The organism is Streptomyces shaanxiensis, from assembly GCF_039537145.1.
Lineage (GTDB): Bacteria > Actinomycetota > Actinomycetes > Streptomycetales > Streptomycetaceae > Streptomyces > Streptomyces shaanxiensis.
The window spans coordinates 768497-784935 of sequence record NZ_BAAAZY010000012.1 but is presented as its reverse complement, the minus strand read 5'-3'; the positions used below and the strand labels follow the sequence as shown (position 1 = coordinate 784935).

General features: G+C 72.0%; 16 protein-coding genes. 4 read left to right on the top strand and 12 right to left on the bottom strand.

Translation table 11 applies throughout. The features are described 5' to 3' along the window. Positions 1-73 precede the first annotated feature (73 nt). Complete coding sequence (locus tag ABD932_RS26555) at positions 74-832, bottom strand: LOG family protein (protein ID WP_345016023.1); 759 nt, start codon at positions 830-832, stop codon at positions 74-76. Positions 833-970: 138 nt separating this feature from the next. Then, positions 971-2050 (bottom strand): succinyl-diaminopimelate desuccinylase, encoded by a 1080-nt coding sequence (gene dapE, locus ABD932_RS26550; protein ID WP_345016022.1) that lies wholly within the window; start codon positions 2048-2050, stop codon positions 971-973. Between the two features lie 104 nt (positions 2051-2154). Between dapE and ABD932_RS26545 the strand changes: the two genes are divergently transcribed. Next, positions 2155-3132, top strand: coding sequence for a VldE C-terminal domain-containing protein (locus ABD932_RS26545; RefSeq protein ID WP_345016021.1), 978 nt, complete (start codon positions 2155-2157; stop codon positions 3130-3132). A gap of 346 nt (positions 3133-3478) precedes the next feature. Then, positions 3479-3955 (top strand): ATP-binding protein, encoded by a 477-nt coding sequence (locus tag ABD932_RS26540; RefSeq protein ID WP_345016020.1) that lies wholly within the window; start codon positions 3479-3481, stop codon positions 3953-3955. An 833-nt stretch (positions 3956-4788) separates the two neighbouring features. On the opposite strand, the gene ABD932_RS26535 is transcribed toward ABD932_RS26540, so the two are convergent. Continuing rightward, the gene (locus ABD932_RS26535) at positions 4789-5883 is read right to left on the bottom strand and encodes a bifunctional succinyldiaminopimelate transaminase/glutamate-prephenate aminotransferase (RefSeq protein WP_345016019.1); all 1095 of its coding nucleotides are present in this window, start codon (positions 5881-5883) and stop codon (positions 4789-4791) included. A gap of 148 nt (positions 5884-6031) precedes the next feature. Beyond that, the gene (fdxA, locus tag ABD932_RS26530; protein WP_093831697.1) at positions 6032-6352 is read right to left on the bottom strand and encodes a ferredoxin; all 321 of its coding nucleotides are present in this window, start codon (positions 6350-6352) and stop codon (positions 6032-6034) included. Positions 6353-6492: 140 nt separating this feature from the next. Between fdxA and ABD932_RS26525 the strand changes: the two genes are divergently transcribed. Both ABD932_RS26525 and ABD932_RS26520 read left to right on the top strand, forming a co-directional pair. Then, positions 6493-7515: a GNAT family N-acetyltransferase gene (locus ABD932_RS26525; protein ID WP_345016018.1), complete on the top strand. Its 1023-nt coding sequence runs from the start codon at positions 6493-6495 to the stop codon at positions 7513-7515. A gap of 32 nt (positions 7516-7547) precedes the next feature. Next, complete coding sequence (locus tag ABD932_RS26520) at positions 7548-8399, top strand: transglutaminase family protein (RefSeq protein ID WP_345016017.1); 852 nt, start codon at positions 7548-7550, stop codon at positions 8397-8399. A 115-nt stretch (positions 8400-8514) separates the two neighbouring features. On the opposite strand, the gene ABD932_RS26515 is transcribed toward ABD932_RS26520, so the two are convergent. The 8 genes from ABD932_RS26515 to ABD932_RS26480 form a co-directional block, all read right to left on the bottom strand. Next, complete coding sequence (locus tag ABD932_RS26515; RefSeq protein WP_345016016.1) at positions 8515-9129, bottom strand: response regulator transcription factor; 615 nt, start codon at positions 9127-9129, stop codon at positions 8515-8517. Next, positions 9126-10289, bottom strand: a complete 1164-nt coding sequence (locus ABD932_RS26510) for a sensor histidine kinase (RefSeq protein ID WP_345016015.1) — start codon at positions 10287-10289, stop codon at positions 9126-9128. Before ABD932_RS26510 ends, ABD932_RS26515 begins: the two co-directional genes overlap by 4 nt. Continuing rightward, positions 10286-11026, bottom strand: coding sequence for an ABC transporter permease (locus tag ABD932_RS26505; RefSeq protein WP_345016014.1), 741 nt, complete (start codon positions 11024-11026; stop codon positions 10286-10288). Before ABD932_RS26505 ends, ABD932_RS26510 begins: the two co-directional genes overlap by 4 nt. Next, entirely contained in the window at positions 11023-11934 is a 912-nt protein-coding gene (locus tag ABD932_RS26500) for an ABC transporter ATP-binding protein (protein ID WP_345016013.1), read from the bottom strand. The genes ABD932_RS26505 and ABD932_RS26500 overlap by 4 nt, the downstream gene beginning before the upstream one ends. Positions 11935-12067: 133 nt before the next feature. Then, positions 12068-14581: a hypothetical protein gene (locus ABD932_RS26495; RefSeq protein WP_425587515.1), complete on the bottom strand. Its 2514-nt coding sequence runs from the start codon at positions 14579-14581 to the stop codon at positions 12068-12070. A gap of 156 nt (positions 14582-14737) precedes the next feature. Further along, complete coding sequence (locus ABD932_RS26490) at positions 14738-15145, bottom strand: DUF6113 family protein (protein WP_345016011.1); 408 nt, start codon at positions 15143-15145, stop codon at positions 14738-14740. Beyond that, positions 15142-16050: an N-acetyl-1-D-myo-inositol-2-amino-2-deoxy-alpha-D-glucopyranoside deacetylase gene (mshB, locus tag ABD932_RS26485; RefSeq protein ID WP_345016010.1), complete on the bottom strand. Its 909-nt coding sequence runs from the start codon at positions 16048-16050 to the stop codon at positions 15142-15144. Before mshB ends, ABD932_RS26490 begins: the two co-directional genes overlap by 4 nt. Before the next feature lie 51 nt (positions 16051-16101). Beyond that, entirely contained in the window at positions 16102-16296 is a 195-nt protein-coding gene (locus ABD932_RS26480) for a hypothetical protein (protein ID WP_030048865.1), read from the bottom strand. Positions 16297-16439: the final 143 nt, after the last annotated feature.

The window sequence follows — 16439 nt, the reverse complement described above, 5'->3', positions numbered from 1 at the left end:
CCAGACCCCCGCTTCGGCCCTTAAGGGGCCTTGTCCTCAAACGCCGGACGGGCTGGATGCACCAAGCCGCGCGCTAGCGGCCCGCCTCCTTCGACACCAACGCCACCGCCTCGTCCACGTCGTCCGTCACGTGGAACAGGAGCAGGTCCTTCTCCGAGGCCTTGCCCTGGGCGATCAGGGTGTTCTTGAGCCAGTCGACCAGGCCGCCCCAGTACTCGCTGCCGAACAGGACGATCGGGAAGCGGGTGACCTTCTGGGTCTGGACCAGGGTGAGGGCCTCGAAGAGTTCGTCGAGGGTGCCGAGGCCGCCGGGGAGGACCACGAAGCCCTGGGCGTACTTGACGAACATCATCTTGCGGACGAAGAAGTACCGGAAGTTCAGGCCGATGTCGACGTAGGGGTTGAGCCCCTGCTCGAAGGGCAGCTCGATGCCGAGGCCGACCGAGATGCCCTTCGCCTCGCACGCACCCTTGTTCGCCGCCTCCATGGCGCCGGGGCCACCGCCGGTGATCACCGCGAAGCCGGCCTCGACCAGGCCGCGGCCGAGGCGCACTCCGGCGTCGTACTCGGGAGAGTCGACCGGTGTGCGCGCCGAGCCGAACACGCTGATGGCCGCCGGGAGTTCGGCGAGGGTACCGAAACCCTCGATGAACTCCGACTGGATGCGCAGGACTCGCCAGGGGTCCGTGTGGACCCAGTCCGACGGGCCGCCCGCGTCCAGCAGCCGCTGGTCGGTGGTACTCGCCGTCACCTGGCCCCGCCTGCGCAGGACCGGTCCCAGACGCTGCTCCGACGGTGGCTGCTTCTTCCCCTCGGGGTTACCGGTAGCCATGTACGCTCCCTCCACTTCGGGGCCTGCGGGTCTTGCAGGTCGTTCCACCTCAGCGTAGATCCACGTGGGTTACGGACGGGGGACGTGAGCATGACCGCCGTGAAGCGCCGTCCCGGCGATCCCCCGGCCGGCCATCCACTACGCCGTGAGCCACGCCCGCAGCCGCTCCTCCCCCGCCAGGATCTTCGCCGTCTCCACCCGCTCGTCCCGCTTGTGCGCCAAGTGCGGGTTGCCGGGGCCGTAGTTGACCGCGGGGATGCCCAGGGACGAGAAGCGGGAGACGTCCGTCCAGCCGTACTTCGGGCGCGGGGTGCCGCCGACGGCCTCCATGAACGCCGCTGCCGCCGGGTGCGAGAGGCCCGGGAGCGCCCCGCCGCTGTGGTCGTCCACCACGAACTCCTCCACTCCGCAGTCGGCGAAGACCTCGCGGACGTGCGCGACGGCCTCCTCCTCGGTGCGGTCCGGGGCGTAGCGGAAGTTGACCGTCACGACGCACTCGTCGGGGATGACGTTGCCGGCCACGCCACCCGAGACACCGACCGCGTTCAGGCCCTCCCGGTACTCCAGGCCGTCGATCACCGGGTAGCGCGGTTCGTACGAGGCCAGCCGGGCCAGGATCGGGGCGGCCGCGTGGATCGCGTTCGAGCCCATCCAGCCGCGCGCGGAGTGGGCGCGCTCGCCCGTGGTCTTGAGGAGGACCCGCAGCGTGCCCTGGCAGCCACCCTCGACCTCGCCGTCGGACGGCTCGAGCAGCACCGCGAAGTCGCCCTCCAGCCACTCCGGACGGTTCTCCGCGACGTGCTTGAGGCCGTTGAGGTCGGCGGTCACCTCTTCGTTGTCGTAGAAGACGAAGGTCAGGTCGCGGTTAGGGGCCGGGACCGTCGCCGCGAGGCGGAGCTGGACCGCCACGCCCGACTTCATGTCGCAGGTGCCGCAGCCCCACAGGACGCCGTCCTCGTCCAGCCTCGACGGGACGTTGTCCGCGATCGGCACCGTGTCGATGTGGCCGGCGAGGATCACGCGCTCCGGACGCCCCAGGTTCGTCCGCGCCACGACGTTGTTGCCGTACCGCTCGACCGTCAGATGCGGCAGCGCGCTCAGGGCGGTCTCGATGGCGTCCGCGAGGGGCTTCTCCGTGCCGCTGACGGAGGGGAAGTCGACGAGCTGCGCGGTGAGCCGCGCGGCGTCCAGCGTGAGGTCAAGAGAGGTGTCGGCCATGGTGCCGACCCTAACCCGCCGCGCCCAGGGGCTGTCGGCCCACTTTCCGCACTCATTTCCCACTCGGCCCATACCCCTCAGTAACCTCGGCTACCTTGTAGGGCGTGCCGAAGTCGTCCGCCTCTCCGAAACGTCGTGGCCGCCTCCTGCGTCGCGGGGCGGCCTTCGTGGTCCTGCTCGCCGTCGCGGGATATCTCGCGGTGCAGTACGTCACCGGAGGCCCGGGAGCGCCGGGCTGCACGGTCGTGTCGGACAAGAGCGACGGCGCGCGGTACGAGTTCACGCCGGAGCAGGCGGTGAACGCCGCGACCATCGCCGCCGTCGGCACCGGGCGCGGCCTGCCGGAGCGGGCCGTGACGATCGCGCTCGCCACCGCCCTGCAGGAGTCCGGCCTGCGCAACATCACCCACGGCGACCGTGACTCGCTGGGCCTGTTCCAGCAGCGGCCCTCGCAGGGCTGGGGCACGGAGCGGGAGATCCTGGACCCGATCTACTCGGCGGGCATCTTCTACGAGCACCTGGTCAAGGTCCGCGGCTACACGGAGCTGCCGCTCACCGTCGCCGCGCAGCGCGTCCAGCGCAGCGGCTTTCCGGAGGCGTACGCCAAGCACGAGCCGGACGCGACGCTGCTCGCCGCCGCCCTCACCGGGCGTTCGGCCGCGACGCTGACCTGCGAGGGGCTCCCCGGGGGCACGCCGGCCGACGGTACGGACTCCGTACGGGCCGCGCTCGTACGGGACTTCGGGCAGGACGCGCTCGAGTCGGCCGCCGCGGAGGTGGGCGCGGCGAAGGCCACGCCCACGCCGACTCCGTCCGTGATCGAGAGCGACGGGCGGACCGTGCTGCTGCCCGTGACCGGCGACAAGGGTTCCGGGGCCGGGCGCGGTGTCCGCGAGCGCGGGTGGCAGCTGGCCCACTGGGCCGTGGCCAACGCCTCCGATCTGCACATCCAGCGGGTGTCGTACGCCGGGCGGGAGTGGACCGCCGGGAACACCGACAGCCAGTGGCGTGCGATCGCCGGGCGGGGCGCCTCGGGGGCGGGCAGCGGGCTGGACGCGGTCCGGATCGTCACGACTCACTAGCACGCGCAGCCGTTCGGGGACCCACCCTCACGGGTTACCCGGGGCGCCGGTCGGCGACGGCGTGCGCAGGATTTCGCGCGGTCACCCTCGTATCCGTCAAAGGCCTTGAGAACAAAGGGCTGTAAGGATTCGGCAGGCTTTCCCGCGGTACGCGTTTTGACCGTTTTTATCCGCAGCCGATAATGCGACGCATTGCCAACTCTTTACGTTGCGGCGCCGCAACCTTCGGGGGCTTCGAGCGGTAGTCACTGCGTCCGAGCCCGGAGATCAACAGCCAGTCGGTCAACTGCCGGGCGTAGTAGGACACTTCATCGTTCTCATCCGACTTACCCGTCGAAGGAGCATCATGTCCCTCCCCCTGACCCGCCGGATCGCCCGTGCCGCGCTGCTCGTCGCTGCGGGAGCGGCTGCCGGGGTCGGTGCGGCCGGCTCCGCCAGTGCGGCCCCCGAACTGCCCGACGCCACGAAGGTCGGCGGGCTGAGCGCTGTCGACAGCACGAGCGTCGTCGACGGTGCGGCTCAGAACGCCACAGGGCTCGCGGGCGGCGCCGTCGACACGGCCGTCGACAATGCGCTGCCGACCGCCACGAAGGCCAGTGGCAAGGTGGCCAAGACCGGCGGCAAGGCCGCGAAGAAGGCCGTGCCGACCGCTACCAAGGCCGGCAGCAAGGTTGCGAAGAAGGCGACGCCCGCGGCGCAGGAGACCGCGGGTGGCGTGGCCGGGTCGGTCGGGACCGTTCTCGGTGACACGGCGGGGGCTGCCACGGTGGGTGGCGTGCCGAAGACCGGGTCGCTGCCGGTGGAGGCGCTGCCGCTCGGCTGACGGTCGCTGCGCGTGGCTTGAGCCGCCGACGGGGTCCAGGGAGTTCCCTGGGCCCCGTCGGCTCTTGTGTGCCCGCGTCGCTACGTCGGCAGGGGCCGGGGCGTGTCCGAACGGCACCCGACGCTGCAGGCTGTGCCCACCCGTTCCGCCCTGCGGAACGACTGCCCACAGCGGGAGCGGTGGGGGTGGGCGGCCCTGGCCGACGGGCCTGCGGTGGCGGGGGCCGGTGGGGCTGACGGCCGCGATGACAGTGGCGGTGACGGTGATGGTGACGGCCGGTAGCGGTGGCGGCCTGCGGCGGCAACCTTGGTCGGCAGCCCGCGGCAGTAACGGGTGGCAGCCCTTCCCGGCGCCCCGCGGCGGCGGCCGACGGTCGCGGTCGGCGGCCTGCGGCGGGTGGCGGTCGCGGTCGCCCACCCGCAGGGGCCTGCGGCCTTCGTCGACGGCCAACGGCCGGTAGCAGTAGCGACCTGCGGCGGCAGCCCTGGTCGGCAACCCGCAGCAGCAGCGGGTAGCAGCCCTTCCCCGGCGCCCCGCGGCGGCGGTCGCGGTCGGCGGCCTGCGGCGGGTGGCGGTCGCGGTCGCCCACCCGCAGGGGCCTGCGGCCTTCGTCGACGGCCACCGGCGGCAGCGGTAGCGGCCTGCGGCGGCAGCCTTGGTCAGCAGCCCGCGGCAGCAACAGGTGGCCGCCGCTCCCGGTGGCCTGTGGCGGGTGGCGGTCGCGGTCGCCCACCCGCAGCGGTCGACGGTCTTCGTCGGCGGCCCACGGCGCGGCCACCGGCGGTGGCGGTGGCCGTCGTTGTCGGGTGGGCGCCGCCCCCGCGCGGTCGGCGTTACGCCAGGCGCCGTACCGCGGCAGCCACCCTCTCGTCCGTCGCTGTGAACGCCACGCGTACGTGCTGGGCGCCTGCCTCGCCGTAGAAGTCGCCGGGGGCGACCAGGATGCCGAGGTCGGCGAGGTGGGCGACCGTGGTCCAGCAGGACTCGCCCTTCGTGGCCCAGAGGTAGAGGCTGGCCTCGCTGTGTTCGATGCGGAAGCCGTGGCGCTCCAGGGCCTCGCGGAGGGCCTTGCGGCGAGAGGCGTAGCGGTGGCGCTGGACGCGGACGTGTTCGTCGTCGCCGAGGGCCGCGATCACCGCCGCCTGGGTCGGGGCCGACGTCATCATGCCGCCGTGCTTGCGAATCTCCAGGAGGGGAGCGAGGACGGCCGGGTCGCCGGCCAGGAAGGCGGCGCGGTAGCCGGCCAGGTTCGAGCGCTTCGACAGGGAGTGCACCGCGACGATGCCCTCGTACGAGCCACCGTTGACGTCCGGGTGCAGGACCGAGACCGGGTCGGCCTCCCAGCCCAGCTCCAGGTAGCACTCGTCGGAGAAGAGCAGGACGCCGTGCTCGCGGGCCCAGGCGACCGTCCGGGTCAGTTCCTGCTTCGAGAGGACCTTGCCCGTGGGGTTGGACGGGGAGTTCAGCCAGAGGAGCTTCAGGTTCGTCGGGTCCAGCCGCGTCGGGTCGTCGTACGCCTCGTACTCCGCGCGGGCCAGGCGCGCGCCCACCTCGTACGTCGGGTAGGCCAGCCGCGGGTAGGCCACCTTGTCGCCGGGGCCGAGGCCCAGCTGGGTGGGGAGCCAGGCGACCAGTTCCTTGGAGCCGACGATGGGCAGGACGTGGCGGTGGGTGACCTCACGGGCGCCCAGGCGGCGCTCCACCCAGCCGGTGATCGCGTCGCGCAGTGCCGGGGTGCCCCAGACCGTCGGATAGCCCGGGGAGTCCGCCGCGTCGATCAGGGCCTTCTGGATCAGCTCGGGCACCGGGTCGACCGGCGTGCCGACGGAGAGGTCGACGATGCCGTCCGGGTGCGCGGCGGCCGTCTTCTTGTACGGCTCCAGCTTGTCCCAGGGGAAGGTCGGAAGGCGGTCGGAGACTGCGGACACGGATCTGGCTCACTTTCTGGTACTGCCCGGTGGTGCCGGTGGTGCCGGATACGGCAACGCCTCGGTCCCGTACGGCGATCAAGGCGATCGGATCGCGATCAGGCCGTACGGGACCGAGGCGGCACGCTGTGCGGGTCGCCGGTGCGGATTACTCGGCCTGCGGCGGCAGACCGGCGACGAACGGGTGGTCGCGCTCGATCAGACCCAGCTTGCTGGCGCCGCCGGGCGAGCCGAGCTCGTCGAAGAACTCGACGTTCGCCTTGTAGTAGTCCTTCCACTCCTCCGGCACGTCGTCCTCGTAGAAGATCGCCTCAACCGGGCAGACCGGCTCACAGGCACCACAGTCGACGCATTCGTCCGGGTGGATGTACAAGGACCGCGAGCCCTCGTAGATGCAGTCGACCGGGCACTCCTCGATGCACGCCTTGTCCTTGACGTCGACACAAGGCTGCGCGATGACGTAGGTCACGCTGTCGTTCCTCCTCGATAGGGCGCTGGCGAGCCTCCTCAGGCTCCGCCGCCTGGCGCGCGGGAGCGCGGCGTCGTCGATGCCCGCCCCTAGTATCTCCGTTCTTGGGCATGATCCGAACAGGAGGGGTGAACTGACCTGTGGAAATCTCTGCACACGGGCGCCTCGAGGTCCGAATCACCGCTGCTGACGTGGGTAAACGAGTCTCCGTACGGCGCTTGAGCGATCTTGGAGCTTCGGGTGAGAAGTTCACCGACACGGTGGGTGTTCTCGCATCATGGGACGACGGTGTGCTGCTGATCACACGGAAGAGTGGCGAGAGCGTCCGCATTCCGGAATCGTCGCTGGTCGCGGGCAAGGTGGTGCCCGCCGCACCGGCCCGGCGCCGGGGGCCCGCCGCCTCGTACGAGGAGCTCGCGCACGTCGCCACGCGCGCGTGGCGGCCGGTGGAGAGCGAGCGGCTCGGCGAGTGGGAGCTGCGGGCCGCGTCCGGGTTCACCCGCAGGGCCAACTCGGCGCTGCCGCTGGGCGACCCCGGGCTGCCGCTGCCGGACGCGCTCGACGTCGTACGGCGCTGGTACGGCGACCGGGGACTCCCCGCCTACGTCCAGACCGCGACCGGTGCCGAGGGCACGCAGGAGTTGCTGTGCGCGGAGCTGGAGCGGCTCGGGTGGGTGCGGGAGGTGTCGGCGGAGATGTGGATCGGGGCGTTGGCGCCGATCGCCGACCGGGTCGAGGGCGCCGGGGTGGTGCTGTCCCGGGAGGCGGACGAGGCTTGGCTTGGGCGGTATCAGCGCAAGGGGGTGAGCGAGGTGGCCCTGAAGGTGCTGGGGAGCGGGCCGTCGGTGTGGTTCGCGACGGTTCCCGGTGAGGGCGGCGATGCGCCTGCCGCCATCGGGCGGTGTGTCGTGGACGGGCGGTGGGCCGGGTTCGCCGCCGTGGAGGTCGATCCGGCGCTGCGGCGGCAGGGGATGGCCACCCGGGTGATGGCGGCGCTGGCCGGGCAGGCCCTGGACGAGGGGGCGTCGGCGGCGTGGCTGCAGGTCGAGACGGAGAACGCGGGGGCGCGGGGGCTGTACGCCGGGATGGGGTTCGCCGCGCATCACGCGTACCACCACTATCGCGAACCGGAGACGCCGGACACGACCGGCGCCGGACGGTAGTACCGATCGCCGCGAAAGGGCACGAGCCAGCTATGCGTCCCCCCTACCCCCCACCGCCCGAGCGCTCCGCCGAGGTGCGGCGGCGGTTCGCCGAAGAGGCCCGGTCCGAGCGGCCCGATCTGTCCACGCTGTGTCTGCTGGTGGGGGCCGAGGCGGACGGGGCGCTGGACGAGGCGGGGATGGACTCCGCCCAGGTGGAGCTGGACGCCTTGGCCGGGCGGCTGCCGTTCCGGCCCGGGGGGCCGCGGTCCTGGGCGCTCGCGCTGCGGGAGCTGCTCGGGGAGCGGTGCGGGTTTCGTGGGTCCGCCGCGGACTATCAGCGGCTGGAGTCGTCGTTGCTGCACGAGGTGCTTCGGCGGCGGCGTGGGTTGCCGATCCTGTTGTCGGTCGTGTGGCTGGAGGTGGCTCGGCGGGCGGGGGCGCCGGTGTACGGGGTCGCGCTGCCCGGGCACTTCGTGGTGGGGTTCGGGCCGACCGACGATCAGGTGCTCGCCGATCCGTTCGACGGGGGGCGGGTCTTGACGGGGGGCGACGCGGAGTTGCTGGTGGCGGGGGCCACGGGGGCGCCGTTGCATCCGTCGATGCTGACGCCGGCCGATCCGCTGGAGGTGGTGCTGCGGATTCTGAACAACGTCCGGGCGTGGGCCGCGACCCGGCCCGAGCGGACGGACGTGGCGCTGTGGGCGGTGGAGTTGTCGCTGCTGTTGCCGTCGCATCCGGCTCGGTTGCGGTTCGAGCGGGCGCAGTTGCTGGTGCAGCGGGGTGACTTCGTCGATGGCGCCGTGGAGTTGGAGGAGTACGCGGAGTTGATCAGTGCGGTGGATGAGGCTGCCGCGGCGCGGGTTCGGGAGCAGGCGCAGGCCGCTCGCGCGATGCTCAACTGAGAAGGCCGGTTCGCCCAATCGCCGTAAGAGGTTCGGTAATTGCGCGAGTGCCGGTTCGTCGTGGCTTGTCGCGCAGTTCCCCGCGCCCCTTACGGGGCGCTGCCCTGCCCGGCGATTACAGCCAGCCCTTCTCCCTCGCCATCCGTGCCGCCTCCGCCCTGTTCCGGACCGCCAGCTTCTGGATCGCCGTCGACAGGTAGTTGCGGACCGTTCCCTGTGACAGGTGCAGGGCTGCCGCCAGCTCGGCGTTGGTCGAGCCATCCTCCGCCGCACGCAGTACCTCTCGCTCGCGGTCCGTCAGCGGGTTGGCGCCCTCCGCCAGAGCCGCTGCCGCGAGCGTGGGGTCGATGACCCGTTCGCCCGCCAGTACCTTCCGCACCGCCTGGGCCAGTTGGGCCGCCGGGGCGTCCTTGACCAGGAAGGCGTCGGCGCCGGACTCCATCGCGCTGCGGAGGTAGCCGGGGCGGCCGAAGGTCGTGAGGACGACCAGCTTCACGGCCGGCAGCTCCGCGTGCAGGAGGGCCGCCGCCTCGATGCCCGTCGCGCCCGGCATCTCGATGTCGAGGAGCGCCACGTCCACGGCGTGCTCACGGGCCGCCGTCAGGACCTCGTCGCCGCGGGCCACCTGGGCGACGACCTCGATGTCGTCCTCCAGGCCGAGCAGGGCGGCCAGTGCCTCGCGGACCATCGACTGGTCCTCGGCGAGAAGGACCCTGATCGTCGTGCTCATGCCGGGGATCCTACGTCCGCCGAGGTCGCGGCCGCCGGGACGCGGGCGGTCAGGCAAAAGCCGTGCCGGGTCCCGCCCGCCTCCAGGGTGCCGCCCGCCGTCGCCAGGCGTTCCGTCAAGCCGGTCAGGCCGTTGCCGGGGCCGCTGCCCTGGTCGCCCGAGCCGTTGTCCTCGACGGAGAGTTCGAGGACGGGGCCGTCCAGGGTCTGGCGGCGCAGCAGTTCCACCGTGCAGCGCTGGGCGCCGCTGTGGCGGACGACGTTGGTGACCGCCTCGCGCAGCGCCCAGGCGAGGGCCGTCTCGCTGTCCTCGGGGACGCCCGCGAGGTCCGGCTCGGCGGGAAGGTCGGCCACCACTCCGGCCGCCGTGAGGGCGACCCTGGCGCCCGCCAGTTCCGCGGGCAGGCGCGGACGCCGGTAGCCTGCGACCGCCTCGCGCACGTCGACCAGGGCCTGCCGGCTCACCTGCTCGATGTCGGCGACCTGCCGGGCCGCCTTGTCCGGGTGGTCGGGCAGCATCCGGCCCGCGAGTTCGCTCTTGATGGTGATCAGGGAGAGGGAGTGACCGAGCAGGTCGTGCAGATCCCTGGCCAGGCGCAACCGCTCCTCGTTCGCGGCCAGTTGGGCGACCGTGGCGCGAGCCTCGCGCAACTCTAGGGTCGTACGGACCAGTTCGCGTACGCCGGTCATGGAGAAGCCGCCGAGGAGGGCCGGGAAGAGCAGTCCGGCCAGGAAGGACGCGCCGCCGGGGACCGCGAGGGCACAGCCGGTCAGCAGGGCGGACACCGCCGGGATCGTCCAGCGGGCGAGGCGGAACGGCAGCGCCGCGCCGGAGGAGATCGCCACGTACACGAACAGCACCAGCCATTCGCGGCCCAGGGTGAGGGCGAGGACGGACGACTGGGTGGCCAGGACCGCCAGCGAGCCGAGCACCAGGCCGTTGGTCTCGCCGCGTCCGGTGCGGAAGATCAGGGCGAGGTACCAGGCGACGAAGACGACCAGGCCGATCCAGCCGAGGACGACGACGCCGTCGCTGTGCCCGCCGTGCAGCAGGTCGTTGACCGGCGCGCTCAGGTAGGCGAGCCAGATGCCGACCCAGAGGAACTTGACGGCCTTCTGCCTGCGGTTCTGCGGGCGCTGCCCGATGCCGACGCTGCTCACGCCTTCAGCGTGTCCTTCCGGTACAGCCACGCCGCGCCGCCGGTGAACAGGGCGAAGGAGACGGCGAGGACGGCGATGTCCTGGGCATGCGGGGCCCGGCTCTGCTCGATGGCCTGCCCCAGGGCAGCGTACGCGTGCGTGGGCACCCACTTGGCGATGTCCCGCAGCCAGGTCGGGAAGGACGTGGTCGGCATCCACAGGCCGCCGAGGATGGACAGCCCGAAGTAGATGATCATCGTGATCGGACGGACCGCGTCCCCGCTCGCGAGATAGCCGAGGGCTACGCCGAGCGCGGCGAAGACGAGGCTGCCGGCCCAGATCGCGCCGGTGAGGGCGAGCCACTGCCAGGCGTCCAGGCGTACGTCCTTCACGGCCGCGGCGACGACGAAGACGATCACGATCGACGGCAGGCTGACCACGGCGGCGCTCGCGGTCTTGGCCAGCACATACCCGCGGCCCGGCAGCGGGGTCAGCCTGAGCTGCCGTACCCAGCCGCTCTCCCGTTCCTTGGCGATGCGCTCGCTGTTGCCCATGAGGACGGCCGTCAGGGCGCCGAAGGACGCCATCGAGACCATCATGTAGGTCGGCAGGGTCAGGCCCGTGCCGTCGACCTTCGCCGTGCCGTCGGCGCTGCCCGCGATCAGCAGGAACAGCACGGACGGGTAGGCCACCGAGAAGAACAGGAACTTGCGGTTGCGCAGGGCGCGGGCGAGTTCGAGCCTGATGAGACCGTTCATGACCGGCGCGCCTCCTCGGCTGCGGTGATGGCGACGAATGCCTGCTCCAGGCCGAGCCCGGCGACTTCGAGATTGCGGGGGTACAGGCCGAGGCCGTAGAGGGCGTGGACGGTGGCGTCGGCGTCGGAGGACTGGATGCGCACGGTGTGGCCTGCCACGTCGAGGTAGGTCAGGAAGGGCAGCTCTCGCAGCGCCGCCTCGTCGATCGGGCCGTCGGCGGCCAGGTCGAAGGAGATCCTGCGTGCCCCCGCCTTCGCCTTGATCTCGGCGGCCGTGCCGTCGGCCAGCAGCCTGCCCCGGTGCAGCACCAGCACCCGGTCGGCGATGGCGTCGGCCTCCTCCAGGTAGTGCGTGGCGAAGAGGACCGTACGGCCCTGGTCGGCCTGTTCGCGCATGGTGGCCCAGAAGGCCTGGCGGCTGGTGACGTCCATACCGGTGGTCGGCTCGTCCAGGACGATCAGACCGCTGTCCCCGGCGGTCGCGAGGGCGAAGCGGACGCGCTGCGCCTGGCCCCCGGAGAGCTTGTCGACCCTGCGGTCGGCGATCTGCGCGATGCCGGCCCGGGAGAGGACGTCGGACACGTCGTACGGCCGCGGATGCAGATCGCAGGCCAGCCGCACCAGTTCGCCGACGGTCACCTCGTCCATCAGCCCGCCGCTCTGCAGCATCGCTCCCACGTGCCCGGCGACGATCGCCTCGCGCGGGCTGGTCCCGAAGACGCGGACCGTCCCGCTGTCGGGCTGCTTGAGGCCGAGCAACAGGTCGAGCGTGGTCGACTTGCCGGCGCCGTTGGGGCCGAGCAGGGCGACGGTCTCCCCCGGGTACAGGGTCAGGCTCAGGCCGTCCACGGCCCGGACGTCGCCGTACGCCTTGCTCACCTGGTCGAACGCGGTCGCTGTCGTTGTCATGCGGTCCAGAGTGGCTCTCGGCACCCCGGGCCCGGCAGTGTCGGCAGTCCTGACTGCCGGATGACAGATGTCATACGACGACCAGGGGGGCACCCGGCGCGTGCCGGGTGCCCCCCTGGTCCGAGCGGCTGGCTTAGCTCGGGTTGGTGTCGATCGTGACGGTGCGCTGCGCCGCCGTCTTGCCGCGCAGGGCCTCGCGCAGGGCGGAGGCGACGTCCTCCGGAATGACGTCACGCTTGCCGCTCGCGCCGTTGATCTTGACGCCGTCGAAGGTGGCGCCGTACGCCTCCTTCAGCGCCTTGAGGTCGTACGTGTCCACGAGCTTGCCGTTGACGGCCTTGACGCCGAGGATCTTCGGCAGGGACAGGGCGCCGAACGGGATGCTGTGCGCGGCGTCCGTCTGGATCGTGACCTTGGTGGCCATCGCCGGCTCGGCGAACTCCTTCATGAACCGGTCGACCTCGGCGTTCGAGATCGTCGGCTGCTGGGTGGTCGTCGGGACCTGCACCGCGGCGGACGTGCCCGTCTCCACCTGGGTGCGGTACGCCTCCTCGACGGCCGTGGTCGACTGGGCGACGTCGATGCCCTTGCCGGCCTTGCCGTACACGGCGACCGCCTTGCCGGACTTGAAGCTGACCGTGCCCTCGGTCACCGAGCCGGAGCCGCCGGAGACGTCCTCCAGGGCGGCGTGCAGCTTCTCCTCGTCGGTGGGCATGACCGGGTCGACGACCCGGTGGTTGCCGAAGAGCGCGCCGATGACGGAGATCGGGTTGTAGTCGCTGGTCGCGGCCTTGCTGACCGTCTGCTGCATGTCGAACTGCAACCCGGCCTTGTCCGGCTCCAGCTCGACCGTCTTGCCACCCACCGAAAGCTTCAACGGCTTGTTGACCTGCTCGTCGAAGGCGTCGTTGAGCTTCTTGACCGCTTCGTCCCGGGTGCCGCCGCCGATGTCGACGCCGAGCACGGTCGTACCCTTGGGCACGTCGGAGTGGGCCATCAGCAGGCCGGCACCGTAGACGCCACCGGCGAGGACGATCACTCCGCCGCCGATGAGGGCCAGCTTGTTGCGGCCCTTCTTCTTGGGCGCGCGGGAGGCCGGGGCGTCCGAGGTGTCCGGTTCGGGCAGCTTCGGGGGGGTGTGCGGCGCGGGTGCGTCGGTGGTACCCGGGCCGAAGGGGCCGCCGTTCTGGGCGCCCGGGGGGACGATCGGGATGCCGCTGGTGACGGTGTGGCCGGAGACGTTGTCGGCGACGCCGCCGTAATGCGGGGTGCCGGGCTCGGGGGCCGGTTTCTGCGGGGTGAGGATCGCGGTGTCGTCGCTCATGCCGCCGCCGGGGCCGAGGCCCGGAGCGTGCGGAGAGGCGCCGGGACCGGAGGGGCCGGTGGAGATGCCCGAAGCGCCCAGGCCGCCCGGACCACCCGGGCCCCCGGGACCGGCAGGACCACTCGGACCGCCGGGGCCGCCGCCGAAGCCACTGCCGGGGCCGCCGGACCGGCCCGGACCCGTGAAGACACCGGAGGTGCCCGGACCGCCCGGGCGACCGGGCGCACCGGAGCCGCCGGGGCCACCCGGACCACCGGGCCCGCCCGGACCACCGCCGGCGATCGGCGGCACCGCCGGGCCGTCGCCGGTGACCGGACCGGTCGTCGGGCCCGCGGGACCCTGCGGGCCGCCCTGGCCGCCGCGGCCGTTCGGGCCGCCGTAGTCCGGCCCGTCGAAGTCGCCGGAGCCACCGAAACCGTTCGGGGCGTTGAAGTCGTTCGAGGCGCCGAAGCCGTTCGGGGCGCTGAAGTCGGCGGAAGAGTCGAAGGGCGAGCCACCCTGGGCGCCGAAGCCGTTCGAGCCCTTGGGGCCGCCCTGACCGTTCTGGCCGCCGTTCTCCGAGAAGTACGGCAGGTCGTCACGGCGCGCCTCGGCGCCGGGGCCGTTGCCCGGCGAGGCCGCCGCCAGCGCCTCGGTCACGTCGAAGGAACCGGTGCCGCCGCCATGGCCGGGAGCCACCGGCCCGCCGGTCGCGCCGGGGAGACCCGCGCCCTTCGTGCCACCGGGGCGGGAGCCGCCGGGCACGCTCATCGAACCGACGACACCACCGGGCCGACCGGCACCCGGACGCGCGCCACCAGGCGTGCCACCGGGCGCACCGGCGCCGGAAGCCCCGGCACCCGCGCCACCGGGACCGCCACCGGTCCCAGGGCCCGAACCTCCGGGCAGACCTGCCCCGTTGGTGGACGCGCCGCCCTGACCGCCCTTGCTCGGCCCGGACTTGCGGGGCGCGAACCAGTCGCTCGTCTTCTCCCCGGGCTGTGCCGTGGGCTCGGCCGGAGGCTCGACGGTGCCCGTGGACGTGGAGGTGGGCGCGGACGGCTCCGGCGGCTCGGGGTCGGCAGGGACCCCGGCGCTCTCGGCCTCGGCCACGGGCTTGCGCACGACGACCGGCGGAATGGGCCGTGATCCGGGGATGTTGATCCGGATCCGGGTCGTCAGCGTGGTCTCGGTCTTACGTTCCTCCGGCTGCGTGGCCGAACGACCCGCGTCAGCACCGTTGTCGGAAGCCATGGGGGTCCCGTACGGCGGCGTGCCGGAGGGGTATGCGGCTCCGCCGCGCCCGTTGGGCCCGGAGGACGGAGTGTCAGTTTCACGACTCAAGGCAGGTTCTCCCGGTTGGCTCCGCCGCCCGTACCTCACTGCTTCGGGCGGCTCGGCGGCGCGCACCACCATACTGGCCACCTCTGGCGCGTATCCCACGACCGCCTGGGAAACCCACACGGGACTCGCACGAGTACGTGGTGGAGAAGTGGTACGTCACTTGGCAAGTCGGACGCCGTCGCCGCCCGGTTGCCGCACCGGGGCAAGGGTGGCGCAGATCACAGCCACAGCCATACCTCCGAGCAGGAAGAGGTAGGAGGCGGCGCCTGTGCCGAAGACGAAGTCTCCTTCGGGGCGGCTGGCGGTGAGCAGAATGACGGTGATCATCCAGCCGCCGGCGGGCGCGACGGCTCCGGCCCGGCTGCCCGTCGCACGGCCGCCGCCGAGACAGAGCCCGGCCTCGCCCGCGAGCGCGAGGAGCAGACCGGCCGGGAACCAGGCGGGCTGCACGAGCGCCCCGGCCACCCCGACCACTGCGCCGAGCACGAAGAGCCCGAGGTAGGCCAGGACCCGTAGAGCTGAGGGGCGCTTCAGCTTCAGCGGCTGGGCGAGCATCGAGCTCATGACGCCTCCTCCAGGGCGACACCGGCGAACAGATCGGACTCCGTCCGTGCCGCCTTCTCCCCGCGCACCAACTCGTAGTACTCGGTGGTGAAGAGGGGTTGTGCGAGTTCGTTGGAGAGCGCGAAGTACCGCTCGCCCGGCGCCACCTCGATCTGTGTGGCGTGCGCGCGCATCGCGGCGGCCTTGGCGGATGCGTACGCGGTGCCGTCGATCACCGTGGTGATCCGCTCGTCGTCGACGACGCCCGGTACGTCGTCCACGGTGGCGCTCTTACCGAAGGGCAGTCCGGGCAGATCCGCCTGAAGCCGGGCGAAGGCCTCCTCGGCGACCGTGCGCGGGACGCGGTTCCAGTAGATCCTGGGGATCTGCCACCCCGCCTGCGCCGCCAGCTCGGCCGCGCGCGTGGCGATGCGGTGGGCCTGGATGTGGTCCGGGTGGCCGTACCCGCCGTCGGGGTCGTAGGTGACGAGGACCTGGGGGCGTACCTCCAGGATCACCTCGACGAGGGCCCGGGCCGCGTCGTCGACGTCCGCCCGCCAGAGGCAGGCCGGGTCGTCGTTGTCGGCGATGCCCATCATTCCCGAGTCCTCGTAGCGGCCCTGGCCGCCGAGGAGACGGAAGTCCTCGACGCCGAGCTCGCGCATCGCGGCGGTGAGCTCGGCCAGACGGTGTTCGCCCAGCTCGGTGCCGGTCAGGTGCTGGAGCTCGGGGGGAATGACCTCGCCGTGCTCGCCGAGGGTGCAGGTGACCAGGGTCACCCGGGCACCCTCGGCCGCGTACTTGGCCATGGTCGCGCCGTTGTTGATCGACTCGTCGTCCGGGTGCGCGTGCACCAGGAGCAGGCGCCGAGCGAAGCGAGATGGGGGTCCCCCCGGCCGAAGGCTGGGGGAGGGTGGTTCCGTCATGGACCCCACCCTACGAGGCGGCACCGACAGCGGCGCGCGGCGCTGCTCGGATCAGAACTTGATGCCGCCGATCATGCCCGCGATGTTCGTCGTCAGCTCGCTGATGGTGGGAGCGATGGTCGAGGACGCCAGGTAGAACCCGAGCAACATGCAGACGACCGCGTGACCCGCCTTCAGTCCTGATTTCTTGATCAGCAGGAAGACGATGATCGCCAGCAGCACCACCGCCGAAATCGAGAGTGCCACGGCGGCTCACCTCCAAGAATCCCAAGGGCGGGGGGTCGGACTTATGGGGGCAGATAAATCCATGCAGCAGCCAGCAGGTTCATACCCACTATGCGGTTGTGATCATAACTATCCGGGCGTGCGCATCGATCGGCGCACAGCCG